General features: G+C 47.9%; 26 protein-coding genes. 11 read left to right on the forward strand and 15 right to left on the reverse strand.

The annotated features are described in order from the left end of the window. Positions 1-297: 297 nt before the first annotated feature. The 3 genes from ACLBLI_RS09060 to purM are packed head-to-tail and all read right to left on the reverse strand — an operon-like array spanning position 298 to position 2,716. A complete protein-coding gene (locus ACLBLI_RS09060) occupies positions 298-1,065 on the reverse strand; it encodes a DUF3108 domain-containing protein (RefSeq protein WP_414830756.1) in 768 nt (255 codons plus the stop codon). Continuing rightward, positions 1,028-1,675, reverse strand: coding sequence for a phosphoribosylglycinamide formyltransferase (gene purN / locus ACLBLI_RS09065; RefSeq protein WP_414830757.1), 648 nt, complete (start codon positions 1,673-1,675; stop codon positions 1,028-1,030). The genes ACLBLI_RS09060 and purN overlap by 38 nt, the downstream gene beginning before the upstream one ends. A 3-nt stretch (positions 1,676-1,678) precedes the next feature. Beyond that, positions 1,679-2,716, reverse strand: a complete 1,038-nt coding sequence (gene purM, locus ACLBLI_RS09070) for a phosphoribosylformylglycinamidine cyclo-ligase (RefSeq protein WP_414830758.1) — start codon at positions 2,714-2,716, stop codon at positions 1,679-1,681. Between the two features lie 328 nt (positions 2,717-3,044). Here purM and ACLBLI_RS09075 point away from each other — a divergent pair, with 328 nt between their 5' ends. Together ACLBLI_RS09075 and hda are read left to right on the forward strand one after the other, a co-directional pair. Then, positions 3,045-4,331 carry a DUF2066 domain-containing protein gene (locus ACLBLI_RS09075; RefSeq protein WP_414830759.1) on the forward strand — a complete coding sequence of 429 codons (1,287 nt, stop codon included), beginning with the start codon at positions 3,045-3,047 and terminating at the stop codon, positions 4,329-4,331. Positions 4,332-4,333: 2 nt separating this feature from the next. Then, entirely contained in the window at positions 4,334-5,071 is a 738-nt protein-coding gene (hda, locus tag ACLBLI_RS09080; RefSeq protein ID WP_414830760.1) for a DnaA regulatory inactivator Hda, read from the forward strand. A gap of 12 nt (positions 5,072-5,083) precedes the next feature. Here hda and ACLBLI_RS09085 read toward each other — a convergent pair whose 3' ends face one another. From ACLBLI_RS09085 to arsC, 4 genes are read right to left on the reverse strand one after another with little or no spacing between them, the layout of a single operon-like run. Next, positions 5,084-7,012 (reverse strand): hypothetical protein, encoded by a 1,929-nt coding sequence (locus ACLBLI_RS09085; protein ID WP_414830761.1) that lies wholly within the window; start codon positions 7,010-7,012, stop codon positions 5,084-5,086. Then, positions 7,012-7,431 carry a DUF2069 domain-containing protein gene (locus ACLBLI_RS09090; protein ID WP_414830762.1) on the reverse strand — a complete coding sequence of 140 codons (420 nt, stop codon included), beginning with the start codon at positions 7,429-7,431 and terminating at the stop codon, positions 7,012-7,014. Before ACLBLI_RS09090 ends, ACLBLI_RS09085 begins: the two co-directional genes overlap by 1 nt. Continuing rightward, the gene (gene wrbA, locus ACLBLI_RS09095; protein WP_414830763.1) at positions 7,431-8,036 is read right to left on the reverse strand and encodes an NAD(P)H:quinone oxidoreductase; all 606 of its coding nucleotides are present in this window, start codon (positions 8,034-8,036) and stop codon (positions 7,431-7,433) included. Before wrbA ends, ACLBLI_RS09090 begins: the two co-directional genes overlap by 1 nt. After that, entirely contained in the window at positions 8,036-8,389 is a 354-nt protein-coding gene (gene arsC, locus ACLBLI_RS09100; RefSeq protein ID WP_414830764.1) for an arsenate reductase (glutaredoxin), read from the reverse strand. The genes wrbA and arsC overlap by 1 nt, the downstream gene beginning before the upstream one ends. A 98-nt stretch (positions 8,390-8,487) precedes the next feature. Here arsC and ACLBLI_RS09105 point away from each other — a divergent pair, with 98 nt between their 5' ends. After that, positions 8,488-9,003 carry a TlpA family protein disulfide reductase gene (locus ACLBLI_RS09105; protein WP_414830765.1) on the forward strand — a complete coding sequence of 172 codons (516 nt, stop codon included), beginning with the start codon at positions 8,488-8,490 and terminating at the stop codon, positions 9,001-9,003. Here ACLBLI_RS09105 and ACLBLI_RS09110 read toward each other — a convergent pair. Beyond that, positions 8,989-10,455: a M48 family metalloprotease gene (locus ACLBLI_RS09110; RefSeq protein WP_414830766.1), complete on the reverse strand. Its 1,467-nt coding sequence runs from the start codon at positions 10,453-10,455 to the stop codon at positions 8,989-8,991. The genes ACLBLI_RS09105 and ACLBLI_RS09110 overlap by 15 nt on opposite strands. Before the next feature lie 227 nt (positions 10,456-10,682). On the opposite strand from ACLBLI_RS09110, the gene ACLBLI_RS09115 reads away from it, so the two are divergent. From ACLBLI_RS09115 to ACLBLI_RS09130, 4 genes are all read left to right on the forward strand, one after another. After that, a complete protein-coding gene (locus ACLBLI_RS09115; RefSeq protein WP_414830767.1) occupies positions 10,683-11,762 on the forward strand; it encodes an AI-2E family transporter in 1,080 nt (359 codons plus the stop codon). Positions 11,763-11,986: 224 nt separating this feature from the next. Next, a complete protein-coding gene (locus ACLBLI_RS09120; RefSeq protein ID WP_414830768.1) occupies positions 11,987-12,451 on the forward strand; it encodes a (2Fe-2S)-binding protein in 465 nt (154 codons plus the stop codon). Beyond that, complete coding sequence (locus tag ACLBLI_RS09125; RefSeq protein ID WP_414830769.1) at positions 12,448-14,610, forward strand: molybdopterin cofactor-binding domain-containing protein; 2,163 nt, start codon at positions 12,448-12,450, stop codon at positions 14,608-14,610. Before ACLBLI_RS09120 ends, ACLBLI_RS09125 begins: the two co-directional genes overlap by 4 nt. Positions 14,611-14,621: 11 nt before the next feature. Then, on the forward strand, positions 14,622-15,242 hold the full coding sequence (locus ACLBLI_RS09130; RefSeq protein ID WP_414830770.1) for a hypothetical protein: 621 nt from the start codon (positions 14,622-14,624) through the stop codon (positions 15,240-15,242). 50 nt (positions 15,243-15,292) lie between these two features. Here ACLBLI_RS09130 and bcp read toward each other — a convergent pair whose 3' ends face one another. After that, entirely contained in the window at positions 15,293-15,763 is a 471-nt protein-coding gene (gene bcp, locus ACLBLI_RS09135; RefSeq protein ID WP_414830771.1) for a thioredoxin-dependent thiol peroxidase, read from the reverse strand. Next, a complete protein-coding gene (locus ACLBLI_RS09140) occupies positions 15,741-16,304 on the reverse strand; it encodes a glycine cleavage system protein R (protein WP_414830772.1) in 564 nt (187 codons plus the stop codon). Before ACLBLI_RS09140 ends, bcp begins: the two co-directional genes overlap by 23 nt. A gap of 295 nt (positions 16,305-16,599) precedes the next feature. On the opposite strand from ACLBLI_RS09140, the gene dapA reads away from it, so the two are divergent. From dapA to ACLBLI_RS09160, 4 genes are all read left to right on the forward strand, one after another. Beyond that, positions 16,600-17,484, forward strand: a complete 885-nt coding sequence (gene dapA / locus ACLBLI_RS09145; RefSeq protein WP_414830773.1) for a 4-hydroxy-tetrahydrodipicolinate synthase — start codon at positions 16,600-16,602, stop codon at positions 17,482-17,484. Positions 17,485-17,495: 11 nt separating this feature from the next. Continuing rightward, positions 17,496-18,599: an outer membrane protein assembly factor BamC gene (gene bamC, locus ACLBLI_RS09150; RefSeq protein WP_414830774.1), complete on the forward strand. Its 1,104-nt coding sequence runs from the start codon at positions 17,496-17,498 to the stop codon at positions 18,597-18,599. Positions 18,600-18,611: 12 nt separating this feature from the next. Further along, positions 18,612-19,325 carry a phosphoribosylaminoimidazolesuccinocarboxamide synthase gene (gene purC, locus ACLBLI_RS09155; protein ID WP_414830775.1) on the forward strand — a complete coding sequence of 238 codons (714 nt, stop codon included), beginning with the start codon at positions 18,612-18,614 and terminating at the stop codon, positions 19,323-19,325. Between the two features lie 210 nt (positions 19,326-19,535). Further along, on the forward strand, positions 19,536-20,381 hold the full coding sequence (locus ACLBLI_RS09160; RefSeq protein ID WP_414830776.1) for a DMT family transporter: 846 nt from the start codon (positions 19,536-19,538) through the stop codon (positions 20,379-20,381). Here the strand turns inward: ACLBLI_RS09160 and ACLBLI_RS09165 are convergent. From ACLBLI_RS09165 to nrdA, 5 genes are all read right to left on the reverse strand, one after another. After that, a complete protein-coding gene (locus tag ACLBLI_RS09165) occupies positions 20,334-21,116 on the reverse strand; it encodes a hypothetical protein (protein ID WP_414830777.1) in 783 nt (260 codons plus the stop codon). The two genes, ACLBLI_RS09160 and ACLBLI_RS09165, sit on opposite strands and share 48 nt — an antisense overlap. A gap of 8 nt (positions 21,117-21,124) precedes the next feature. After that, positions 21,125-21,316 (reverse strand): hypothetical protein, encoded by a 192-nt coding sequence (locus tag ACLBLI_RS09170; RefSeq protein ID WP_414830778.1) that lies wholly within the window; start codon positions 21,314-21,316, stop codon positions 21,125-21,127. Between the two features lie 103 nt (positions 21,317-21,419). Beyond that, positions 21,420-21,692, reverse strand: a complete 273-nt coding sequence (yfaE, locus tag ACLBLI_RS09175) for a class I ribonucleotide reductase maintenance protein YfaE (RefSeq protein WP_414830779.1) — start codon at positions 21,690-21,692, stop codon at positions 21,420-21,422. Positions 21,693-21,703: 11 nt separating this feature from the next. Then, the gene (nrdB, locus tag ACLBLI_RS09180) at positions 21,704-22,834 is read right to left on the reverse strand and encodes a class Ia ribonucleoside-diphosphate reductase subunit beta (RefSeq protein ID WP_414830780.1); all 1,131 of its coding nucleotides are present in this window, start codon (positions 22,832-22,834) and stop codon (positions 21,704-21,706) included. Positions 22,835-22,904: 70 nt separating this feature from the next. Next, positions 22,905-25,226 carry a class 1a ribonucleoside-diphosphate reductase subunit alpha gene (gene nrdA / locus ACLBLI_RS09185; RefSeq protein ID WP_414830781.1) on the reverse strand — a complete coding sequence of 774 codons (2,322 nt, stop codon included), beginning with the start codon at positions 25,224-25,226 and terminating at the stop codon, positions 22,905-22,907. Between the last annotated feature and the right edge of the window lie 213 nt (positions 25,227-25,439).

Genomic DNA, 25,439 nt, shown 5'->3' on the forward strand with positions numbered 1-25,439 from the left:
GGGTCTTATTACCCTGGCGAGGCAATGATTCGTTACGCAAAAGTCGATGATAGCAAGATGTTTGCGATAGCAACCTTGCTGCGAGTGGCGACAATGCTCTGTCTGAAGTAAACAAGGCACTATCTTCAGCACGACTGGGCGCGAAAAGCGTGTTGGTAGCGAAAATATCAACACTTGGCAGGGATTTGCTGAATCAGCGATAAACTGAAACCATGATCTGCAGAATTAGCCGCACGCTCACAAGGGGGAGCCTGAAAACCGCAGGCTGGCAAATAACCAGCCGAAGCGCTGTGGTTATTACGGGTTCTCAGCCAGTGTTACATAGGACCGTAACTTTATGTCTCCCTGCTCATCCCCATCCTTGAACTGCTGTAGCCTTACCAGATTATAATCCAGCTCAGGTGCAAACCAGGCAAAGGTCTCGCGGGTATTGGAGTCGCGAACCAGTCTGACTTTAATCGTATTTAACTGACCATAAGGGAGATTGAGCTTTTCCTCACCAACCACTTCAATACCGTAATGACGTTTCTGGCCACGATAATTGATAAAATGGTAGTCAGTTGTTGTTTCACCCGAAGCGAGCTTACGCGGTAAATCAACGCGATAAATCTGGTTATCAATTTCATTTTCCCATTCAAGAGAATAATTATCATCCTCAGACTCGACAAACACCGAATCGCTGCCGTTTTTACCAAAGGTAACATTCAGTTTGTCATCCGGGCCGGTACCAGAACGGGAGTAATAATATTGCGAGGGCACCAGGGTACCGTTTTCAACGGTGAAAATAGAGTGCTCATAACGTTTATCCGACAGGAAAAACTTTGAGACTTTAGAAGAGTAGGTCAATGAATATTGAGAGGGTGATAATCTCTCCAGTTTCATTTCCACGTTGCCTACGTCGTCATCCCACTTATAGGCGGTGTATTGTGCATGAAAAGGAGTGAGAGCGACAGAGGAAGGATCTCCTGTGTCCGCTACAGCGGGCAGTGCGCCCGCACCCAGCAGAACCAGCCCTGTAACAGCTGTATTAATCGCTTTCGAAACCGCTAACCGGAAGCTCTTCATTATCTAAAACCGCCTTATTGTCCTTCATTTTCAGTCTGCCCGAACATATCCAGTTGAGAACGAATGGGTACAACTGACGTTCCTGCTCCTGAACACGCGCTGCCAGATCCGATGCCGTGTCCTCGTCGAATACGGGAACTTTACTTTGAATGATCACCGGGCCGCCGTCTAATTCAGGCGTAACAAAGTGAACACTGACACCGTGTTCACTGTCGCCGTTATCGATTGCGCGCTGGTGAGTATTCAACCCTTTGTATTTTGGCAACAAAGACGGATGAATGTTCACTAATTTTCCTAAGAAATGATTAACAAACTCCGCGGTCAAAATCCGCATAAAGCCGGCAAGTACTACACAGTCTGGCTGATACTGATCGATCAGCGCCTTTAATGCGAGGTCATAACTATCCCTGTCATCGAATTTCTGATGGTCAAGACAATGCGCCTCAATACCGGCCTCGCGTGCTCTTTCCAGACCAAAAGCATTTGGCCGGTTAGAAATAACACAACCTATACGGGCCTGCAGCGATCCATCACTGATGCGGTCAATAATAGCCTGAAGATTGCTGCCGTTTCCGGATATCAGCACGCAAAGTGTAGGAGTTGTACTCATGAATTACTGCATCTCAACCTGTTGTTCGCCATCTTTCTCTGCAATATGACCGATCACCCAGGCGTTTTCACCTTGTGCTTTGAGTATTTCCAATGCGTTGTCGACGACATCTTCATCGACCACCAGAACCATACCTACGCCGCAATTGAATGTGCGATACATTTCGTGTTCCGTCACATTGCCGTTGTCCTGTAACCAGTGAAAAACTGCGGGCCATTCCCAACTTTTTTTATCGATAACAACTTTTGCCGACTCTGGTAATACCCGAGGAATATTTTCCCAGAAGCCGCCGCCGGTAATATGTGAAATAGCACTGACTTTCACGCTTTCCAGTAGCTTCAGTACCGACTTAACATAAATGCGTGTAGGGGCAAGAAGGTGGTCGAGCAGCGGCTTGCCTTCCAGTGCATCATTCAGATTGGCACCGCTGACTTCAATTATTTTACGTACCAGCGAGTAACCATTAGAGTGCGGACCTGAAGAACCCAGGGCAATTAATTTCTGACCGGGCTTAACCGTAGCGCCGTCTATCACATTGTCAGCTTCAACCACACCTACACAGAAGCCTGCTATATCGTAATCGCCATCATGATACATGCCGGGCATTTCAGCGGTTTCGCCACCGATTAATGCGCAGCCAGATAATTCACAGCCTTCGCCAATACCGGTAACCACAGAGGCAGCAACATCGATATCGAGTTTTCCAGTGGCGTAGTAGTCAAGGAAAAACAATGGCTCAGCACCCTGAACAATAAGATCGTTCACGCACATGGCGACAAGGTCGATACCGACGCCCTGATGTTGATTCGCATCCATCGCCACGCGAAGCTTGGTTCCCACACCATCGGTACCAGAGACCAGCAGCGGGCGCTTGTATTTTGAGGGGATTTCACAAAGCGCACCAAAGCCACCAATATTGCCCTTTACTTCCGGACGATGTGTCTTTTTAGTTACGGTCTTAATTCTTTCTACAAGCTGATTACCTGCGTCGATATCAACGCCGGCATCTTTATAACTTAACGAGGTTTTGTTATCGCTCACGGTTACGCCCTGATGCTGTGGGATGGAAAAACGCGGATTCTACCAGTAAGTGAGGGTAAGTCCAATCGTCTGGGCCTGAGATCACCGTCTTTTATGTCAGTGACACGCTGACAACCTGACAGGACTGTGATGAAAAACGGGACTCAGTTCTGAAACAAAAATATTGCACCAGAAAGAGGTGAAAAATGAACGTAAATAGCACACAATACTTTTTCTTCTTACGCCACAGGGTGTGGTGAGGTAACGGGAGTGAAAAGGTATTTTGAGTTTGGTTCAGTCATTACAGCATCACGCTTGTCTAGTTAAATCGTCGTTGTCTGCATGTTTTATGTACGTGGCGGTGTTCGTCAGTTTACCCGCAACAGCAACGGTACAGATTGATACCCATGTGGGACAGGTTCAGGTAGAAAATCAAAACCAGAGTACCCAGCAACAAGCCTCAAGAGAGGCGCTTAAGCAAGTATTGATAAAAATGTCAGGTACCACAACTGCCCCGGAAAACGCCGGTGTCAAAACTGCGGTGCGATCGCCGGGTCAGTATCTTCGTTCCTATCGTTTTGACGATATTGACGGGCAGTTGTACTACATTGCCGAGTTTGACCAGCAGGCGTTACTAACATTGCTTCGACGCGAAGGGTTACCTGTATGGGGAAACCGCCGTCCTGAAACGATTCTTTGGCTGGCCGTAGAAAATGACAATGGACAACGTGATATTGTCGAAGAAGCTCAGTCTGACGTCATCAGCCAAGCTGTTCGAGAAACAGCTCGTTCTCGTGGGATCAGGGTGAGTCTGCCGCTGATGGATCTGACAGACAATCAGGCAATAGCGATATATGATATTTGGGGAAGATTTCCTCAAGCGTTGATAAAGGCATCGTCACGTTACGGGGTAGACTATATTATCGGCGCCAGATTATATAAAAATAACAATGCGGCTATCCCCAACCTTCCTGAGCCTGATCAGGAAACACTGCTGTCTGAAGCATTAAGTGAAAACTGGAACCATCAGGACAATGCAGTGCAGTCACGCAGTGAAACCAGAGTTGGCGTGCAACAGGTTGATACTTTAAGTATGGGGGCCGCCGCAAACGTTCAATATCAGGTAGCCAACTCCCAACCGCAAACTGTAGCTGACAATGTAATGCCTTTTTCTACGGCTGAATTTGAGGCCATGATGGCAGAGCAGGGGGAAGGCGAGTACGCGCTGGACTGGGTATTTATTCGTGGAAATGATGTTAAAACCGGATCGCTTTACGGCAATGATAAAAGCCGTCTTGCTCAGCTTCTAATTAATGGATATGCCAGCTACCTTGCTGATATTTTTTCCATAAAACCAGGTCAGAATGCACAGAGCTCAGAGAAAGTAAAAATGTCAGTCGCGAACCTCGACAGCCTGGAAAATTATGTCATGGCACAGCGCTACCTCGCCAGCCTGAGCGTGGTTGAGCATGTATCGTTATCTGCCCAGTCAGGCTCTGTTGGTACCTTTGAGTTGTCTTTGCTAGGTTCGGCGCAGGACCTGATTAACACGATGTCTCTTGAGAACCGTTTGCAGCCCGTCAGGGACGCGTTTGGACAGCCAGTACAGGGATACAATTTCTATTGGAACGAGTAGCGATGCAATTGCCTTTGCCGGTATCACTGCCAGTTGATGAAACATTTGACAGTTTTGTCTCTGGTACCGATACCGAACTGGTAACATTGTTACAGGCACTGGCTTATGCCGTGCCTGACTGGCGTGATGCCAGCTTATTTCAAGGGGTAGCGTCATTAAAGCTACCCATGGTTACGTTACTCGGCAGTGCGGGGCGGGGGAAAAGTCATCTGCTTTACGCGCTTTGTCATGAGATAGCAGCCCGCGATATTCCTCATGTTTATCTGAATCTTAACAATGCCGAAGCCTGGCCTGCGAACGCTTTTGAAGGCTTTGAGACATTACCCTTGGTGTGCCTTGATAACATACATGCCATTGCAGGCAACAAAACACTGGAACTGGCATTGTTTGATCTTATCAACCGGGTCGTGGAGTCGCAGCAAACGGTACTGGTTTGTACAAGCCGTCTGGGGCCAAGTAATCCCGCTTTTGTGCTGCCTGATTTGCGCTCGCGCCTCTCATGGGGCGTAACCTACCAACTGCATGCATTGAGCGATGAAGCACGTAAAACGGTTGTTAGAAATCGTGCCACGGCTCGTGGCTTAAGGTTATCAGAGCAGGCCCTACAGTTTCTTTTACACCATAGCGAGCGGGACATACCAAGTCTGATTAATTTGCTCGACAGACTGGACACGCGCTCGTTACAGGAACAAAAAAAGCTCTCGGTTAATATGGTTAAACGAGAGCTGGGACTTTACTAGGTAAGCCGTTATTTATCGGCCTGCCGGAAGTGCCGGCATGACCGTATGTTCTTCAGCAAACATCCCTTGCGACTCAGCCCATTTACTGCTTTTCGATTCAACTACTTCACCCGCCTCATTCAGCGTCAGCGTATCACGCCAGCTCGCGCCTTCAGGTAATTGCTGCGGCTGTGGTAACGCAGTCAGAATTTGTGGCACATCCAACTCCGGTAACACGCGGCTGACGGCAAAATCTACCCGTTGTTGCAACTCGGGCGTGTTGATGCGGTTACGCTGGCCCCAGGTTATGATAGCCTCATTGTTTTCAATTGTTTCACGGGTAAATACGCCAACATCTGATGCCACGCCAAGGCGATACAACATCATAAATCGCTCTACCAGATTGGCGAAATCTTCACGTCGGGTAAAGTATGAGTAGAACGATACTGCACCATCAGGTTCAAACCAGTTCGCCACCTGTTGCGCACTGTAACCTCGCTGCGTGGCAGTAGCATCCTCTCCGCCATAACGAACCTCTGCTAAGTCATGCAATTCCTGTGAGGTAAGAGGAAGTGCGTTATCCAGTGAATCAGACTGCGTGGAATTGCGGTTGTAATAAGAAAGCGGATCGTTGGCTGCAGATAATGTAGACCATACCTGATAATTGAAAAAGTCGTTCGCATGAGCAAGTTCGTGATACATCAACCAGGCCAGTGACGCTTCAATATCCTGATTGTTTCTGGAGCGTCTCAACTGAGCAGAGAATCCAGGCTGAGGATAAAAATACTCGCCATCTCTCACATAGCGCCAATAGGTGCGAAAGTTCAGCGAATCGCCAAAATTGCTGCGATAATCAGGTATGGTGTTTAAGGTATCGCGCTCTGCAGGGGTTCGCCAGAAATTATTTGCGTCCAGGTAAATGGCGCCAGTGGCTACCCAGTAAAATGACGGCCGTACTTCGTAAGAGATAACAACGGCGGTGGTCGCTCGCAGTAAATTGCGAATATCCTCACTGGCTGCACTGGTCTCCAGAAAGGCTTTAAAGGCATCTCCCATCCACGGATGAGATACATATGTGCGGTCCAGAATATCGTCAATGCTGGGATCTTCCGTCTCCTGACCAATCAGCGGAAGGGTACCGAAGGTACATGTTGACGTGATGGTGTTACTGTAAACACACTGCTCAAGCGCATTCGCGTAGGGGCTGTCTGCCCGGTAAGGAAGCATATGGTCAGTGACTGTCTGTAATCTGCCATCAGTTTCATCAACAAAGTAACTGTCTTGGTCAGCCTGGATGTTTTTTACCAGCACCTGCACAGTATCGTTGCCGTTATCGCCATTGTCATAGGTAACGGTTGCCTGAAACTCGATAACCTGATCAGCGGTCACGGGGGGAGCCTGAAAATAGATGTCGTAGCGCGGATCGTCGCCGTCATCGAAGCGCACATTAATTGCATTTGGCCCGCTGACCTGCTGCCAGCTAATATCTGTTACTGTGATGGGAGACCCGGCCGTAGAATCCGGATGGTTGGCGTCAACACGCAAAGATACGCGATTGCCTTCTGATGCCTCGTGACCTAAACGAGTTATTGCCAGTGGCGTTTCTCCCTCCTGCACGTTAAGCACAAAATCGAGGGTTTGTTGTGACCCGTTTGCAAAACTGGCGGTCACCGACATGGGATAGTCGCCGGCAGCAGGCGCGTCAAAACCGACAGCCTGTGTGTGCGCTGCAAGTAATGCCACATCTTGTGTTTCAATACTCCAGTTGATGTCACTCAATACAGAGCCATCACTGCTTCTAATGGTAAAGTCAACAGAGTCGCCGGCAATAACCGTAGTTTCTCCGGTTAGTACCAGTTCAGTGTTGTCTGTTGGCGGAGGCGGCGTATTGCTGTCTCCGCCAGAGGAGCCGCCACAACCTGCAAGGGTAATTATAGTTAACGGAACTAACCAGTTTTTCATCACTTACTCCTTTGAAACCGCTCCCGCTCTTCCTGCATTTCAGTTTTCATTTTTTTCAGTCCCTGACCTAACTCGCGGCCGCGCTTTCTGGCAAAAATGCTGCAACCTATAAACATGGTGGTTGATAGGATAATTTCTATTATGGCATACCAGCGTTCCGCTTCACTTGCATACGCGATAGTAAAACCGTGGATCAGGTAAAACATAATAATGAAATTCGCCCACGCATGTGTGTATGGCTTGCCCTGAATGACACCTTTAAGCGGTAACACCAGCGGTACCACGTAAATCAGCAAAATAAAAAATACAGAATATCCGGCTTCAGGCACAAGTATGAAATGCCACATTGTTACCCAGCTTAGCAGCCCAATGTGACTGACTAGTGCAAGGTAGCGATAAAATCGTGTATCGGGAGCCACTAGCGTGATTCCTCCTGTTGTAATGAAAGTTTTCTTGCCAGCGTGGCCAGGCGTTTTCCCTGTGCAATGGCCAAAGACTTCTCATGTTCAGACAACTTTTTCTGCGTGTTTGCTGATACATGGGTTACACCGTATGGCGTGCCACCGGTTTGCGTTTCGTGTAAGGCCGGCTCTGAATAAGGCAAGCCACAACACACCATGCCATGATGTAATAATGGGATCATCATCGATAGCAATGTGGTTTCTTGCCCGCCATGCATACTTGACGTTGACGTGAACACGCATGCCGGCTTATCGATGAGCGCGCCTTGTAACCATTGCTGTGACGTACTGTCTAAAAAATGCTTTACCGGTGCAGCCATATTTCCAAAGCGGGTGGGGCTGCCTAAAGCCAGCCCACTGCAGGACTCCAGGTCTTTTGTAGTGACGTGGGGTGGGCCTTTTTCAGGTGCACTATCATCAGGTTCCCCGGTTGCGTCGTGAAGCGACGGGACGGTTCTTACCATGGCCGTTGCGCCAGCTAACTCAATACCCTTGGCTATGGCATTGGCAAGCTGATGTGTCGCGCCATGCCGGCTGTAATATAAAACCAGAACCGGTGCCACTAGAGGATGTCCAGTACCGATTCCGGGGGCCTGCCGATACGTGCTTTATCCTCGTTAATCACGATGGGCCGCTCAATGAGTTTTGGAAATGACGCCATAGCTGCAAACAATTCATCAGCGCTGCTCTGAGATTTATTAAGGCCAGCCTCTTTAAACTCGTCTTCTTTAACGCGGACCATGTCAATCACGTTGTTGGTCGGTAATTTTGAAAAGATCGCGCGAATCGACTCTTCATCTAATGGCGTTTTTAAGTATTCAATAATGTTTGGGGTGACTCCATGCTCTTCCAACAGCGCCAGAGTCTGCCGGCTCTTTGAGCAACGAGGATTGTGAATGAGTGTAATGCTGGACATTTTCTGTTCCGTTTGCTGATATACCCATCGGCGATGGGGAATACGTAGTTTATGCCACGGACTATTGCGCGTTTAATCATGATAATCAAGGGGCAGTAATGAGATTAACGGCTTTTAATGTGAAGCAGCAGGGACACATGAGAGTGTTGCTTGTCGGGATGTTATTGGTCGCAGCCATGATTGCAGGCGTAATGTCATGGCAAGCCATGCAAAAAGACTTCGAAACCCTCGACGGCAGCCAATACCGCTGGTCAGATTTTTCGGGTAAATGGGTTGTCGTCAACTATTTTGCTGAGTGGTGTGCACCGTGTTTACGTGAAATCCCTGAATTGGTCGCATTCCATGCTGAGAAGCCAGCTGATACGACGATTTTCGCGGTAAGTTATGATCCCTTAAGCAAAGAGCGTATTAGAGAACTTAAAGACAAATATCAAATACATCTGCCTTTGGTTGTGCCCGATGAAAAGATGATAATGCCCATGGAGCGACCACCCTATCTGCCCGCCACTTTTATTATTGGGCCCGACGGTAGAGTGAAAAAAACATTGATGGGAGAGGTCAGCGAAACATTGTTGTCAGATACGATTAATGCGCTGAAGTCACAGTCGCTTTAACCGCTCTTCTTCTTCACGCAGTTGCTTTATGCGTGCGCGGATACGCTGTTTAATAAGGTGGTCTTCACCAGCAAAATTATATGCGTATTGCAATTCATCAACCGCTCGCGCATAAGCTCCATACAAAGCATACACTTCCGCTTTGCTTTGATGCATGTCACCAAACTGTTTTGCTTTGCGATACGCTTCTGACAGTAATTGGTACGCCAGTTCGTAATCCGGGTTGACCAGCAGATAGTCTTTAAGTATTTGAATAGCCGGTGCAAACCGACCTGCATAAATCAATGCATTCGCATAGTTAAGCGCAAGAACCGTATTTCTTGGGGTGTGTGATATATGAGATTCCAGGCGTGATATAGCTTCATCAAATTTTTCCTGCGCAATGGAGATATCGGTTGCAGCATCTAGATAAAACAGATTCGACGGATCGTTCTTGAGCAAGCGGTCGATAATGATATTCCGTGCTTCATCCATATTTTCATTACGCATATGGGCGAGTCCGAGCCCATATAAAGCAGCTTCCTCCACCAGATAATCTTTTTTATCCACCATCGCCTGAAAATGCTCAAGGCTATATTCTTTATCGAAGGAATAACGTGACACAATGCGTGCTTTGGCGAGATGGAATGACAGTACCGGTAGCAAGCGAACAGAGGGATAATCTCCGGCACGCGCCCTGGCGTCAGCAATACGGGTTTCGGTTAGTGGGTGAGAAAGCAGACGAGCGGGCGGACGCGATACCATTCGGTATTCTTCGGCCATGGTAGAGAAAAAGCTGGCTGCAGCGTCGGGATCAAAACCGGCTCTGGCCAGCATTGAAATCCCGATGCGGTCCGCTTCCTGCTCGTTCGAGCGGGTATAGTCAATTTGTAATTGTGCAGAGGCGGCTTGGCCTGCCTGCATGGCAGCAATGCCAGCCTGAGGATTGGCTATCGCCAACAACACGCCGCCTATCATAGACGCTATTGCCAGAGGTGTCGCCCGTTGCTGCGCCTGCATGCGCCGGGCAATATGTCGCTGGGTGACGTGGGAAATTTCGTGCGCCAGTACCGATGCCAGTTCACTTTCGTTTTTTGCTCGCCGTATCAGACCTGTGTGCACACCAATATGGCCGCCGAAAAACGCAAACGCGTTAATAGCATCGTTATTCACCCAGAAAAAGGTAAAAGGGAATTTAGCATTGTCAGCGTGTACTACAAGACGATTACCCAAATCCTGAAGGTACTCGTCAAGTACCGGATCGCCAACGAGAGGAGCCTGTCCGCGCATTTGCCGCATGACAGCATCGCCAACAATCATTTCTTTATCCAAAGAAATGGCATCAGACGCGACCACACCAATCTCTGGCAGAGCGTTTTTATTGGAATACGCCGAATCCTGGGCCACGGCCGCCAGACTACATGTGAGAACAAACAGGCAAGCGGTGAGTCCTTTACGCGCGATTAATCTCATTACACCTTTCTTTTGAGTACTGCAAAGCCTTTGCTGTTAGAACGTACTGAACCGTAAACAGTTTCAAAAATTTATCGTAAATTTTCGTCATTGTGCCGCAGCACTTTGCGCAATACCAGTATATTGTCTGCTTCGGGATATTTTCGGGTAGTTTGTGAGTTGCTCAACGTGGCCGCTTTACTCTATGATGCGGGTCCTGAAATCGATTCTTTAGCGGGACGCTATCTATGCTAAGTGTGTTTGGTCGATGGTACCGACGCAAGTTCTCTGATCCTGACTCAGCCATGTTGCTGATACTTTTATTATTAACCACCGCCATGTTGCTGTTGTGGGGTGAGTTGATTATGCCAGTGTTAGTGGCGGCAGTCATCGCGTATTTACTAGACTGGCCGGTGAGCCGCCTTGTCAGTGTAGGACTCAGCCGATCTATTGCCTGTACACTGGTATTACTTGGTTTTATTGCCGTTACGATTATGCTGTTTGTCGGGCTGGTTCCCATTATCACCAAGCAAAGTGTGAACCTGATACAGGAAACACCGGTTATCTGGCAGCAGGCACAGGACTGGATCCTGACGTTACCAGATAAGTATCCGAATTACGTTCAGGTATATCAAATCCATCAAATGATGGAAGGGCTAAATGAAAAACTGGTTGATGTCGGAGAGTCACTTATCTCGGCTTCTTTCAGCAACATTGCAAACGTCGCAGCGCTGTTGGTTTACCTGATTTTGGTGCCGTTAATGGTGTTCTTCATGCTTAAAGATAAGATGTTCTTTTTAGAGAGCATTTCAAAACTGTTACCCAAAGAGCGCCGCCTGATTTCACAGGTCGGTCATGAAATGAATGCCCAGGTAGCAAATTATATTCGTGGAAAGGTGATAGAAATTCTTATCGTTGGCTCCGTATCGTGTGTCACCTTTGTTCTCATGGACCTTCGCTACGCAATGCTGTTAGGTGTGTTGGTCGGGTTATCAGTGCTCATTCCTTATATCGGTGCTGCGGTTGTGACCATTCCTGTAGCGATAGTTGCGATGTTCCAATGGGGCATTTCTCCGGAATTCTGGTATCTGATGATCGCGTACGGGATCATTCAGGCACTGGACGGCAATTTACTGGTGCCGTTATTGTTCTCTGAAGCGGTAAGTCTACATCCACTGTACATCATTATTGCTGTACTCTTTTTCGGTGGCCTGTGGGGCTTCTGGGGCGTGTTTTTTGCCATCCCTCTGGCAACGCTGGTTAAGGCCGTCATTACCGCCTGGTCTGGCGGGCCAGACATTCCTTCAGACCCCCCCCTTACCGAATAGTTACAATATGCCGGCAGCCGAGAAACTGCCGGTTTTCTTTATGCTGATGCGGTTCTCGCGAGGCAGTATTTCGCCACATATTTCATGATTGTTAATTCTGGTTAATCTTTCACGACCACCGGTAAGTATAAAGCCATTAATGACAGGCCAACCCTGATGTCAAATTAGCATGTACGTTGTTGCTTGAGGTATTGACCAGGACAGAATACACCAAGGAGCAAATCGTGCTTTCATTCACCCTGAATGGCGAAAAGACCACATTCGATGGCGATCCAGACACCCCTTTACTTTGGGTTATCCGTGATTCCAAACAGTTAACCGGAACAAAATATGGGTGTGGGATAGCCCAATGCGGTGCCTGTACCGTCCATGTTAATGGCATGAGTAAACGCGCCTGTGTCACACCGATATCTACCTGCGAGGGTAGCCAGGTTACTACCATAGAGTCTGTCGAGGGGCGTGAAGCGAAAGCCGTGCAAGCGGCCTGGAAATCACTGGATGTACCACAATGTGGGTATTGCCAGTCAGGGCAGATCATGAGTGCTGTGGCATTGCTCAAACAGAAGCCATCACCAAGTGACGAGGACATCGACAACGCGATGGATGGCAATATATGCCGGTGTGCCACTTACCAGCGTATTCGCCAGGCGATACATGATGCGGCGAAAGACATGGAGGCTTCAGCATGAGTGGTGCACAAACAACCGACGTATCCCGACGGCACTTTCTTCAGGGATCCGGATTAATCATTGGGTTAACTATTTTACCTAAAACGGCCGCTGCAGCTGTTACCCAGGGAGACCCTCAGGGCGTTGAGGGCGCTAGTCAGTCAATGAATGCTTTTGTGCGTGTTGCACCGGATAATCAGGTTACCGTACTGTCTAAGCACCTTGAAATGGGGCAGGGACCTTACACTGGCTTAACCCAACTTGTCGCAGAGGAACTGGACGCTGACTGGGAGCAAATGCGAGTTGAGGCGTCGCCGGTTGATGACGAGGTCTACAAGAACTTTGCCTTAGGTATGCAGTTGACCGGCGGCTCGACGTCCATTGCCAACTCTTACGAACAGTTTCGTAAAGCCGGTGCTACTGCCAAAGCAATGTTATTAATGGCAGCTGCCGCGCGGTGGTGCGTCCCTCAGAATACGTTAACAGTCAGCAAGGGCATTATTAGTCATAAGGCCTCCGGAAAGACCGCCAATTTCGGAGAGCTGGCCGAAGATGCGGCTGCATTCTCCCCACCAAAGAACGTGTCACTGAAATCACGCGATCAGTTTTCAATTATAGGCACACATAAGCAGCGCCTGGATACGCCCGCAAAAACAAATGGCTCAGCCGTTTTTACGATGGATGTGATTGCCGATGACATGTTGTATGCCGTGGTTGCTCATCCTCCTAAATTTGGGGCAACCGTTGACAGTGTGGTAGATGAAGATGCGCTAAAAGTCAATGGCGTGACAATGGTCAAAACCATTCCTCAGGGCGTTGCTGTTTACGCAACCAGCACGTATGCGGCGCTTAAAGGCCGCGACAAACTGTCGGTTACCTGGAACGAAACCAATGCAGAAACCCGGTCCAGCAAGCAAATTGAAGATGACTTTCGACAGGCCATGTCTTCCGGTGGCTTTGAGGCTTCCGCCACCGGTGATGTGGACGCAGAGTGGAATAAAGAGGGGGTGACCGTTGTCGAGCAGGAGTATGTTTTTCCCTTTCTTGCGCATGCACCCATGGAGCCGCTTGATGCCGTGTTACTAAAAAATGCCGAAGGTGGTATCGAATGTTACGCCGGGGCGCAGTTTCCCGGGGGGGATGCCGATGCTATTGCCAAGGTTTGTGATGTGAGCCGGGAGCAGGTCACCGTTCATGTACAACTTGCCGGCGGCAGTTTCGGGCGTCGGGCGCAGTTTGGTTCTCCCTACATGACAGAGGCGGCTGAAGTATTTAAAGCCTCCGGTATGACACGGCCCGTAAAACACATAATGACGCGCGAAGATGACATCAAGGGGGGCTTTTATCGTCCGTTAACGCTTCATAAATTAAAAGCCGCTTTGGATAAAGATGGCACCATTGTCGCGTGGGATCAGCATGTCGCTTGTCAGTCCTTAATGGGGAAACAAGACGAGCTCGATGAAACCAGTGTGGAAGGTGCACGTGAGGTACCTTATCAGTTTAACAATCATCGCTGCATGTCATACAACACAAACTCGAAAGTGCCTGTGCTCTGGTGGCGTTCAGTGGGACATACTCATACCGGGTATACCGTAGAAACCTTTATCGATGAATTGCTCGAAAAGGGTGATAAAGATCCAATAGACGGTCGGCTTGAATTAATGAAGCCAGATTCCCGGGATGCCGGGGTGTTGCGAGCCGTTGCTAAGATGGCTGATGACGCTGGTCCTGTGGCCAGCGGTGCAGCCAGAGGTGTTGCGGTACATAAAAGCTTCAGCACCTATGTTGCTCAGATTGCCGAGGTCACGCGTAACCAAAACGGTGAACCTAAAGTTACGCGGGTATGGGTTGCAGTCGATTGTGGCGTAGCTGTCAATCCGAATCACATCAAGGCGCAGATGGAAGGAGGCGTTGGTTTTGGGGTAGGCGCAATTTTGTATGATGAGGTGGTGCTTAGTGAAGGTGGCACAGTAGAGCAGTCGAATTTCCATGACTACCGGTCATTACGAATGAGTGAAATGCCGCATGTGGAAGTCACTGTTATTCAGTCCGATGCGTCACCAACCGGAGTCGGCGAGCCCGGAGTCCCACCGATTGGTCCTGCTGTCGCGAATGCATGGCGACGGCTTACCGGTGAAAGTACCTATCGACTACCCATGGTTAAACCAGCGCAAGCATAGGAGGCGCAATAATGAATATATCAGGTAAACGAGTATTGTATCTTGCTGTGTGTGTTCTTGCTTCAGCAAGCATGCCTGGGGTAGCCGAATCGTTAAAGTCAGTGGATGACTTTGACGACGTAAAAGGCGAGAAAGCCCGGTCCGTCGCGTTGTTTGAAGAAGTGGGTAAAGTATTACAACATCCACGGTGTCTGAATTGCCATCCCGTCGGTAACCAGCCTCTCCAGGGAGAAGAAATGGTCGTCCATAATCCTCCGGTACAGCGCGGACCAGGGAATTTCGGTGAGGCGGGAATGGAATGTAATACCTGTCATCAGGCGATGAACGTTGAAGTAACGGGACAGTCTGAAGATGTCAAAAGCATTCCTGGTCACCCTAAATGGCACCTTGCACCACCCGAAATGGCGTGGGTGGGGAAGTCCTTGGGCGAAATTTGTCTGCAACTGAAAGACAAAGAGCGTAATGGCAACAAAACCATGCCGGAAATGATTCACCACATGGCCGAAGATACGCTAGTAGGCTGGGGGTGGGAGCCGGGTGAAGGCAGAGAGCCTGCGCCGGGAACGCAAGCGGCGTTTGGTAAATTATTTAAGGCCTGGGTAGACACAGGCGCGCATTGTCCGAAGGCCTGAACTGACAAAAAAGCCCGGTCATCAGCCGGGCTAGTCGTTACGGGATTCGATTATGCGTTCTGTGACAAATAATCAAGCACCACTATGTGATGCTCTTTGGTTTTAAATTTATTAAAAACGTGCTCAACGTTACCGTCTTCATCTATCAAAAAGCTAATTCGATGAATGCCGTCATACTCTTTGCCCATAAATTTTTTCGGGCCCCACACACCAAAGGCGTCTGCCACGGCATGATCTTCGTCTGACAATAACGTAAAGTTAAGATTTTCTTTTTCAATAAATTTTGGCAAACGTTTTACCGCGTCCGGGCTGACTCCCAACACCACAACGTTTTGCTTTTCCAGTTCGTTCTGAATATCACGAAGTCCCTGAGCCTGAACCGTACATCCCGGGGTCATTGCTTTGGGGTAAAAATATATAAGAACTTTTTTACCTTCTAAGCTTTGCAGTGAAACGTCATCACCATTTTGATCGGGTAACGTGAATTCGGGTGCTTTATCACCAGCTTGTAACGTTTTCATTAGGATCCTTATTGTGTTTATCAACTACCTTACCGGTAACCTGTAATGTGTCGAAAAGCGCGCTGAGAGAAGTTTCGAGTTCAGTGAAATCTATACTGTCAGGGATATTAACGACAAACTTGCATCGCATCATCTCCTCACCTGTAACTTTATCCGTAAAGGTCCGCTGTCGAAATGCGCTGATAGATCCCTGACGTTCGGCAAAAAATCCAGTAACGGCTTTTATCTGGCCGGCGGTGTCTTTACCACTGAACTCAACATCAATTAAATGCGCCAGATTTTGTTTTGCGTGATGGCTGGTACGCTTCATCATTGACAGCAGATCAAGCCGCTGGCACAACGGAGGAATAGTGCATTCGGCCTTGGTAATGGCCGGCTGCGTCCCTTCCAGAATCATCGTAAGCGAGAACTCCTGACCATATATAGCCTGTCGGCTGTCGAGAATATTACATTGTGCCTCAGACACGGTAGATGCAATTTCACTGAGAATGCCACTGCTGTCAGTTCCCAGGATAGTCACGATAAGTTGATGCTTTGCCATGATTTCTGCGTCAGATTAGTTCAGAAGCAGATGGTAGCACAGAGGCATTTTTAAGTGCCACTGCCAGAGACAATTTCAATGACAGGTGCTTAGTACAGATGCGAGATGACGGTGATGGGTTTGGAAGAGGGGGGAGCGATAGTAACATGTCCAGCCGTAATCTATTCTTCCTCACCAGAGCTTCTTTCATGGTTATTAATGGCTATTACAATTTAATTACTCAATTGCCGCGCTATCTGCTTGTTTTTGCGTTCTGAGATAATTACCATGTGCGCTCACAAATTGCGGAGAGATTATGTTTACTGGCAGTTATGTAGCATTGGTAACGCCAATGGATGACCACGGTGATATTGACTACCCGGCCCTGGAAAAGCTGGTACAGTTTCATATTGACCAGGGGACTCACGGTATCGTTTCTGTAGGAACGACTGGCGAGTCTGCGACCTTGCCGTTTGACGAACATATCAATGTGGTAAAGGAAACGGTTCGGATAGCTGACGGTAAAATTTCAGTAATTGCAGGTAGTGGTGCAAATTCCACAGCCGAAGCGATTTTTCTGACTGAGCAAATGAGTGACTTGGGCGTAGATGGCTTCTTAAGTGTCGTGCCTTATTACAATAAGCCTCAGCAAAAAGGTATGGTAGCGCATTTCAATGCGATCGCCGACGCTTCTGATGTACCCATCATATTATACAATGTTCCCGGCCGCACGGTTGCTGACATGCTAACGGAGACGGTAGCTGAATTGGCACAGCATAAAAACATTGTTGGTTTAAAAGATGCTACCGGAGATATTTCCCGTCTGAAAGCAACGCAAGCCGTCGTTGATGACAGTTTCATTCTGTTAAGCGGTGACGATGCAACAAGTTGTGAGTTTTTGTGTGAAGGCGGACATGGCGTTATTTCAGTTACAGCAAATATCGTCCCTAAAGCAATGGCACAGATGTGTGAAGCCGCTCTGGCGAAAGATTTTACACGGTGTCGCGAGATAGATCGCACCATTGACGCGCTTCATACCGGCCTGTTTATCGAGCCAAATCCCGTGATGCCGAAATGGGCATTGTATAAAATGGGCATGATGAAAAGTGCTCAATTGCGATTACCGATGGTTTTACCGGAACTTGCAAGCAAAAATCATATCGAAGAAATATTAAAAAAATACGCTTTGATTTCTGGTTAATAAGGATTCCCATGAATAAAACCCTGGCTTTAGTGAGCGGCCTGACTGTACTGGCCCTTGCGGGATGTTCAAGCCAACTGGACAGAAAAACCGCTTCAGGCAGTTACGACTATGTGGATACTGCCGAAAAGCAACCATTGAAAATTCCTGATGAACTGGATAAACCCGAGTTCTCCGACGACTTTGCGCTACCCGAAGTGGGTGAAGAAGCGGACCGTGAGCTTGTCGGAAAAAAACTAATTGTCATGTCTCCGTCAGTGGTTATGCCGGTTGTTACCGGTTCTCACGTCGAAGAAGGCACGAAAAAAGCTGTGGTCTGGTTTGATCAGGTTGATGATTCACAACCGCTGGAAAAAGCCATCTGGAATTCGTTACTAAGTTTTCTTGATCAGCAGGGCATCGGTGTAGACCGCTTCGATCCAGATGAAGGCACACTTGTGACTGACTGGATGATTATCAACAAAGAAGAAGACAGCAGTTGGTATGACTGGACTTCAACGGAAAGTCAGATTGGTCGCCGTTTCGAATTTATGCTTGAGAAAAAGCCACACGGTCGAACAGCTGCCCTGATGGTTGAGTTGAGAGACTATATGGCAACTACAGGTAACGACGTGGTTGCCAGTGTGAATGATTTGCAGGAACGTCGTGAAGAGGTTGATATTCTTAACCAGGTTATCAATCATTATGAGTATCAGATCCAGTTGGAAGACAGCCGTCGTATTGCGCGAATTCGTCAGGGTTTGGATACCGAAATGGGTTTTAACCCCGACGGTGAGCCGGCTTTTGTTGTCAGTGCCCAATATGACGTGGCATGGCCCAGAACCTTGTTAGTGCTGCGCAAACTGGGCTTTGATGTTAAAGATCTTGATAAATCCACTGGCTTATTGTTCGTCTCTTTTACTGGTGAAGATGAAGGTTGGTGGGGAAGCTTGTTCAGCAGTGAAGAAGCGTTACTTGAGGAAGGAGATTACCGTCTGAAAGTGAATAAACTCTCTGCTGAGAAAACCTCGATTACCTTTATGAACGACGAAAGCGAGCCGTTTGAAGCGAATCAGGTTTCGGATTTATTTGAGCCCTTCTCCAGGGTGATGTCAGAAGATAACCTTGATATTTAATTGAGAGTCAAAATGCAAAAACGTGAAGAGCTTTACCGCGGTAAGGCAAAAACAGTTTATTTAACTGATGACAGCAATAAGCTGATCCTCCATTTCCGGAATGATACGTCAGCATTTGACGGCGAAAAAATTGAACAGCTGGAACGCAAAGGCGAGGTGAATAATAAATTTAATCACTTCATCATGACCAAGCTGGAAGAGGCGGGTATTGCGACACAGGTAGAGTCGCTGGTTTCTGACACCGAGTCACTCGTAAAAAAACTGGATATGATCCCGGTTGAGTGTGTGGTGCGCAATGTCGCTGCGGGCTCTTTGGTACGCCGCCTTGGTGTGGAAGAGGGCAAAGAGCTGACACCACCACTGTTTGAGTTCTTCCTGAAAAACGATGCTTTGCATGATCCCATGGTCAATGATTACCACATCATTTCATTCGGCTGGGCTACCGAGCAACAAATTGAAAAGATGAAATCGCTGACTTTTGAAGTGAACAGCGTACTGAAAACGCTTTTCGATAATGCAGGAATGATTCTGGTCGATTATAAACTTGAGTTTGGTTTGGATGAAGCAGGAAATGTTGTCTTAGGCGATGAGTTCACGCCAGACGGTTGTCGTCTGTGGGACAAAGAAACCCGCAAGAAAATGGACAAAGACCGTTTCCGCCAAGGACTGGGTTCTGTTGTTGAGACCTACGTTGAAGTGGCCGAGCGTCTGGGCCTGAAACTGTAACTCTCTTCTGTATTGTTAAAAGGGCCTTTCAGGCCCTTTTTTGATCTTATAAGCCCTGTTTACGCTGCTTAGCTTTCCCGGTATCAGGGGTAACACGCCAGACTGACGTACACATCATGGCCGACGTTAACATTCAGTTGTCGAGTTATTTATTGAGCTATTGTATAACGTTATGATATTTCAACACCTTTACTAAACAGAGAGCCCGCTTTGCCCTCGTCATTACGCATAAGCTTTTACACCATGATGGCGATGATCGCGTTTGCAGCAAACTCATTGCTGTGCCGAATGGCGTTGGTTGAGACGGATACGTCCCCGGGTATGTTCACAGCCGTCAGGCTGCTAAGCGGTGCAATTACGCTATTAGTTATTACACGTCTGCTTCGTGTTCCTTCTGTAAAAGCCGGAAGCTGGAGAGGGGCCCTGGCATTGTCTACCTATGCCGCTGCGTTTTCTTTTGCTTATGTGAGTATGAGTGCAGGAACAGGCGCGCTACTGCTGTTTGGTTCTGTACAGATTACCATGATCAGTGCGGGTTTGTTGGCCGGAGAGCGGTTTCATCGCTGGCAGGTTACGGGCTTTATAATGGCAATAGCCGGGCTTATTGTATTGCTGATGCCCGGCCTGTCAGCCCCGCCATTCGGGGCTGCTGCACTTATGCTGTGTGCTGGCTTTGCCTGGGGAATATATTCAATCATGGGGCGCGGTGCTAAGTCAGGGACAGCTGTCACGTCAGGCAATTTTGTCTACTCACTGGCCTTTGCTGCCGTGCTTCTTGCCTGGCTCAGTTCGACTGGAGGTGATTTAACGGTAGACAACACCGGCCTTATGCTCGCCATTGCGTCCGGAGCAATCGCTTCTGGCGTGGGCTACGCGCTATGGTATCAGGTTCTACCTCACATAAGGGCTACGAATGCCGCCACTATTCAACTGAGCGTGCCCGTGTTGGCAGTACTCGCGGGTTGGTTATTTCTTTCTGAAGCCATAACCCTGCAAATTGTGTCTGCTTCATTTGCTATTCTCGGAGGCATTGCAGTCGTGATTAGAAGCCGTTAATGACAGTCTCTCCTGAATAGACGTAAGCCTGTAGCTGACTAAAGCCAGTACCGTCGCTCCGAAAATAAATAATATTGTTGCCTGAGCAACGTTAATCAGCGGTGATGAAGCATGCACTGCAATTGCCAGCCCGGCTACATTAAAGAGGCCGTGGACAGCCAGAGTAAAGATGAACAAGACATAAGCCCCACGTTGCCAACATGTGATAGCCAGAAAAGTAAGATAAAAGTGTACAAAGTATCTGGCAGCGCCTGTGATAGCCAATAGAAATAACCCTCCAACACCATAGTGATGTACCGCGGGAATATGGGTTGGTATAACATAATTGTTTTGGGCGATAACTGCCACTGACGTTAACGCTGGTGCTGCCCACACTTGAATATTTTCGTAGGTGGCAATGAGTAAAGCGAGCAACCATATAGGGTTGCCTGTAGACAGCGACAGTTTATTTTTGTCCGACATTGGGATCGCAGCAAACATAAGTAAACCTGAGACTTTGACAAGCTCTTCAAAAGTACCTCGAAGCAGCGTTGTAGCATAACGTTCTTCATTTAACAGTTGCAGTGTACTCGGGTCAAACGCCGTCACAAGAATCATCATAACGGTGACAAAAGTAACGGAGAGTAATGTATTTATCTGGCCACTGCGAACATGCGCGATGATGGCCCAGCCGCTATGAAGGCATGATGCAATACAAGCGAGTATGAGCACACCCAGCACAATAAGGACCATCATCGCAGTTATTACAGCCGGTTATAGGCTGACATCATGCTATCTCCATAATGTTGACCAACCGCACCGGCCCAATTTACATTTAAGGCGAAAACGTCCATTTCAAAACCAATTCCAAAGACATTCCATTCACAGCAGGTAATGGTAGTGGTAAAACCTGCGCCAGGAAGTTGCTGTAGTTCATTTTCAGATAGTAATTTCATTCATCAGTTCCTTTGAAAAATTGTGCCTCATTGCACAAGAAGAACTGTGACAGGTTGCCGGTCTGAGTGTAACTGTACTTGCGGATAGATGATGGAAAAGAAGTTATAGCTGTACTTTTATCTTAAGGGAGGACAACGGAACACAACAACAGGGGAGGATTTCATCGTCGTCAATAAAGGCCAGAGGATCAGTAGTGTAATCCACTTCCCCCTCTATGATCTTGGTGCGACAGGCACCACAAAATCCTTCACGGCAATGGTAATGGACAGGGATGTTTTCAGCTTCGAGCGATTCTAATAGCGTTTTGGCTGGACGTGAGGTAAAACATCCCACATCGACAACGTCGATGTGGAATGTATCATCGCTTTTTTTCATTCACGCGGGGATTACAGCTCGAAATCCGCGAAATCATCTTCACTTACTGACGAGTCAATTTGCCCCACCAGGTAGGAACTGATCTCCGACTCCTGAGGCGCTACCTGCACGTTATCTGAGTTAAGGTAGTTGTTCATCCAGGGCAGGGGATTGCTTTTTACATCAAACGGCATATCGAATCCAATGGCAGACATACGCTGATTGGCGATATATTCGACGTACTGACACAAAATATCTTTATTCAGACCAATCATAGAGCCGTTCTGGAACAGATAGTCAGCCCATTGCTTTTCTTGCTCTACAGCATTCATAAAGATAGCCCGGGCTTCTTCGCGGCACTCCTGCGCAATTTGTGCCATTTCCGGATCGTCTTTACCCTTCGCCCACAGATTTAAAATGTGCTGTGTTGAAGACAGGTGCAGATTCTCATCGCGAGCAATCAACCGAATAATTTTCGAGTTCCCTTCCATCAATTTACGTTCAGCAAAAGCAAAGGTACAGGCGAATGAAACATAGAAGCGAATGGCTTCCAGTGCATTAACCGAATTCATACACAGGAACAGTTTTTTCTTAAGCTCGTACTGGTTAATCGTGTGGACCTGACCATCAACGGTGTGATCGCCTTCACCCTGTGTCTGCCACAATTGTGTCGCGAAGATCAGGTCGTCGTAATATTTAGAGATATCCGAGGCACGACGCTTAATTTCTTCATTTACCACGATGTCTTCAAAGATATCACTGGGATCGGAAAACAGGTTACGCAGTATATGAGTATACGAACGCGAGTGAATCGTTTCGAAGAAAGACCAGGTTTCAACCCAGGTTTCCAGTTCCGGTAATGACACAATCGGCAAGAACGCAATGTTCGGGCTACGCCCCTGTACGGAATCAAGCAACGTCTGGTATTTCAGGTTAGAAATAAAGATATGCTTTTCCGGATCGGTCAGCTTTTGAAAATCCACGCGATCACGTGTCACGTCAACTTCTTCCGGACGCCAGAAAAAGCTGATTTGCTTTTCGATAAGTTTTTCGAAAATAGCATGCTTTTGCTGATCGTAACGGGCGACGTTGACCGGATTACCAAAAAACATTGGCTCAACCAACGGGTTGATACTTTGCTGATTAAACGTGGTGTATTTCATAGTGGCCTAATAAAGTTAAAACAAACGCGTTTATTATCGGTGTTCTTGCTGTTTTTAAGCGGGTGCGTGCTTAGATTTTACACGCACCGCCTGCACAATCATCATCTTCTACCATGACGGCTTCCTGAGCATTCGGCTTCTGCTGTTGCTCTTTGACTTCCAGTGAGCTGGAATCGGAGGCGCCGTCACGGGTGTTGTGATAGTACAATGTTTTCACGCCCAGTTTATAAGTGGTAAGTAGGTCTTTCAGCAATAGCTTCATCGGTACCTTGCCACCATCGTACTTACCCGGGTCGTAATTGGTATTTGCGGAAATTGTCTGGTCGATAAACTTCTGCATGATACCTACGAGTTGCAGATAGCCATCGTTCGATGGAATATCCCACAGCAACTCGTATTGGTCTTTCAGGTTCTCATAATCAGGCACTACCTGCTTCAGCACGCCGTCTTTACTGGACTTGATGCTGATATGCCCACGAGGTGGCTCAATACCGTTGGTAGCGTTGGAAATCTGCGACGATGTCTCAGAAGGCATCAGTGCTGACAGGGTAGAGTTGCGTAAACCGTACTCTTTGATATCCGCACGTAGCGTTTCCCAGTCCATCTGCAGTGGCTCGTTACACACGCTATCCAAATCTTTCTTATAAGAATCGATAGGCAGGATGCCCTGAGAGTAGGTTGTCTCATTAAATTTCGGGCATGCGCCTTTCTCTTTCGCCAGATTATTCGACGCTTTCAGTAGGTGATACTGCATGGCTTCAAACGTACGGTGTACAAGGCCGTTCGCGCTGAAATCTGAATATTTCACGCCATTTTTTGCAAGATAGTAAGCAAAATTGATTACGCCAATACCCAGGGTACGACGGCCCATCGTAGCATTGTAGGCTGCCGGTACAGGATAGTCCTGATAATCCAGTAAGCTGTCCAGCGCACGTACGGCCAGATCTGACAGTTCTTCAAACTCATCCAACGATTTAATGGCGCCTAAGTTGAAGGCAGATAGCGTACAAAGCGCTATTTCACCGTTCTCATCATTGACATGCTCAAGCGGCTTAGTCGGCAGTGCAATTTCAAGACACAGGTTGCTTTGACGAACCGGTGCCACTTCCGGATTAAACGGACTGTGCGTATTACAGTGGTCAACGTTTTGCAGATAAATCCGGCCCGTGCTGGCACGCTCCTGCATAAACAAGCTGAACAACTCCATCGCTTTGATTTGCTTCTTGCGAATGCTGTCGTCGTTCTCGTATTTGACGTACAACTCTTCAAACTTGTTCTGATCTGCAAAGAAAGCGTCATATAAGCCGGGCACATCAGAGGGGCTGAATAGCGTGATGTAACCATCTTTCATCATGCGCTGGTACATCAGCTTGTTGAATTGCACACCGTAATCCAAATGACGAACACGGTTCTCTTCTACACCACGGTTATTCTTCAATACCAGTAATGATTCTACTTCCATATGCCAAAGCGGATAGAACAAGGTAGCTGCACCACCACGAACACCGCCCTGAGAGCAACTTTTCACTGCAGTCTGGAAATACTTATAAAACGGGATACAGCCAGTGTGGAAAGCTTCACCGCCGCGAATAGGGCTGCCCAGTGCGCGAATACGACCCGCATTGACACCGATACCGGCGCGCTGGCTCACATATTTAACGATGGCACTGGCTGTAGCGTTGATGGAGTCCAGGCTGTCGCCGGTTTCAATCAGCACGCAAGAGCTGAACTGACGAGTAGGGGTACGAACACCCGACATGATCGGCGTTGGCAGCGACAACTTGAACGTCGATGCAGCATCGTAAAAACGACGAATATAGCTAAGACGTGACTCTTTGGGGTAATTAGCAAACAGGCATGCGGCAACCAGTATGTAAAGAAACTGCGCACTTTCGTATATTTCACCGGTTACCCGGTTTTGTACCAGGTATTTACCTTCAAGCTGTTTAACTGCTGCATAGCTGAAATTCATATCGCGCCAATGATCGATATACGAATCCATTTCGGCGAACTCATCAGGTGAGTAATCCTGTAGCAAGTGCTCATCGTACTTGCCCATGTCTACCATTTTCGCGACGTGGTCGAACAGAGCAGGAGGCTCAAATTCACCGTACGCTTTCTTACGCAGATGGAAAATTGCCAGGCGCGCGGCCAGATACTGATAGTCAGGTGCATCTGTTGATATCAGATCTGCTGCTGACTTGATCAATGTCTCATGAATTTCGCTGGTATTGATACCATCATAAAACTGGATTTGCGCTTTAATTTCTACCTGGGAGACAGAAACATTGTTTAGCCCCTTGGCTGCCCATGTGATGACCTTGTGAATTTTCTCCAGATCGATGGGCTCTTTTTCACCGTTTCGTTTGGTGACGTATAGATTATTGTTCATTGGTACTGGCCGTTTATTGTTAGCGCGTGAAGCGTGGGATATTGCACCCAATTTTTATTGTATCTATGCATCCGGAACTTCTCCCGGATCCCATGCGATCACCATAGCGTGAATGAATGATCTGGCACGATCCTGGACGATAGCGCTGCTATTCTTAATTCTTCTTGGCTTACGCCTTCGTTTCGGACTAAACACAAGATAGTGAGGTTTTGG

The sequence above is a fragment of the Alteromonas sp. H39 genome, from assembly GCF_047556435.1.
GTDB lineage: Bacteria > Pseudomonadota > Gammaproteobacteria > Enterobacterales > Alteromonadaceae > Alteromonas.

Excerpts from the sequence above, each read along its gene's own strand:
- ACLBLI_RS09170 (WP_414830778.1), bottom strand. The coding sequence starts at position 21,316 with ATGAAATTACTATCTGAAAATGAACTACAGCAACTTCCTGGCGCAGGT.
- ACLBLI_RS09075 (WP_414830759.1), top strand. The coding sequence starts at position 3,045 with ATGTACGTGGCGGTGTTCGTCAGTTTACCCGCAACAGCAACGGTACAG.
- nrdB (WP_414830780.1), bottom strand. The coding sequence starts at position 22,834 with ATGAAATACACCACGTTTAATCAGCAAAGTATCAACCCGTTGGTTGAG.
- purC (WP_414830775.1), top strand. The coding sequence starts at position 18,612 with ATGCAAAAACGTGAAGAGCTTTACCGCGGTAAGGCAAAAACAGTTTAT.
- yfaE (WP_414830779.1), bottom strand. The coding sequence starts at position 21,692 with ATGAAAAAAAGCGATGATACATTCCACATCGACGTTGTCGATGTGGGA.
- purN (WP_414830757.1), bottom strand. The coding sequence starts at position 1,675 with ATGAGTACAACTCCTACACTTTGCGTGCTGATATCCGGAAACGGCAGC.
- ACLBLI_RS09140 (WP_414830772.1), bottom strand. The coding sequence starts at position 16,304 with ATGGCAAAGCATCAACTTATCGTGACTATCCTGGGAACTGACAGCAGT.
- bcp (WP_414830771.1), bottom strand. The coding sequence starts at position 15,763 with ATGAAAACGTTACAAGCTGGTGATAAAGCACCCGAATTCACGTTACCC.
- ACLBLI_RS09165 (WP_414830777.1), bottom strand. The coding sequence starts at position 21,116 with ATGATGGTCCTTATTGTGCTGGGTGTGCTCATACTCGCTTGTATTGCA.
- arsC (WP_414830764.1), bottom strand. The coding sequence starts at position 8,389 with ATGTCCAGCATTACACTCATTCACAATCCTCGTTGCTCAAAGAGCCGG.
- hda (WP_414830760.1), top strand. The coding sequence starts at position 4,334 with ATGCAATTGCCTTTGCCGGTATCACTGCCAGTTGATGAAACATTTGAC.
- nrdA (WP_414830781.1), bottom strand. The coding sequence starts at position 25,226 with ATGAACAATAATCTATACGTCACCAAACGAAACGGTGAAAAAGAGCCC.
- ACLBLI_RS09105 (WP_414830765.1), top strand. The coding sequence starts at position 8,488 with ATGAGATTAACGGCTTTTAATGTGAAGCAGCAGGGACACATGAGAGTG.
- ACLBLI_RS09125 (WP_414830769.1), top strand. The coding sequence starts at position 12,448 with ATGAGTGGTGCACAAACAACCGACGTATCCCGACGGCACTTTCTTCAG.
- ACLBLI_RS09110 (WP_414830766.1), bottom strand. The coding sequence starts at position 10,455 with ATGAGATTAATCGCGCGTAAAGGACTCACCGCTTGCCTGTTTGTTCTC.
- dapA (WP_414830773.1), top strand. The coding sequence starts at position 16,600 with ATGTTTACTGGCAGTTATGTAGCATTGGTAACGCCAATGGATGACCAC.
- ACLBLI_RS09060 (WP_414830756.1), bottom strand. The coding sequence starts at position 1,065 with ATGAAGAGCTTCCGGTTAGCGGTTTCGAAAGCGATTAATACAGCTGTT.
- ACLBLI_RS09130 (WP_414830770.1), top strand. The coding sequence starts at position 14,622 with ATGAATATATCAGGTAAACGAGTATTGTATCTTGCTGTGTGTGTTCTT.
- bamC (WP_414830774.1), top strand. The coding sequence starts at position 17,496 with ATGAATAAAACCCTGGCTTTAGTGAGCGGCCTGACTGTACTGGCCCTT.
- ACLBLI_RS09115 (WP_414830767.1), top strand. The coding sequence starts at position 10,683 with ATGCTAAGTGTGTTTGGTCGATGGTACCGACGCAAGTTCTCTGATCCT.
- ACLBLI_RS09085 (WP_414830761.1), bottom strand. The coding sequence starts at position 7,012 with ATGAAAAACTGGTTAGTTCCGTTAACTATAATTACCCTTGCAGGTTGT.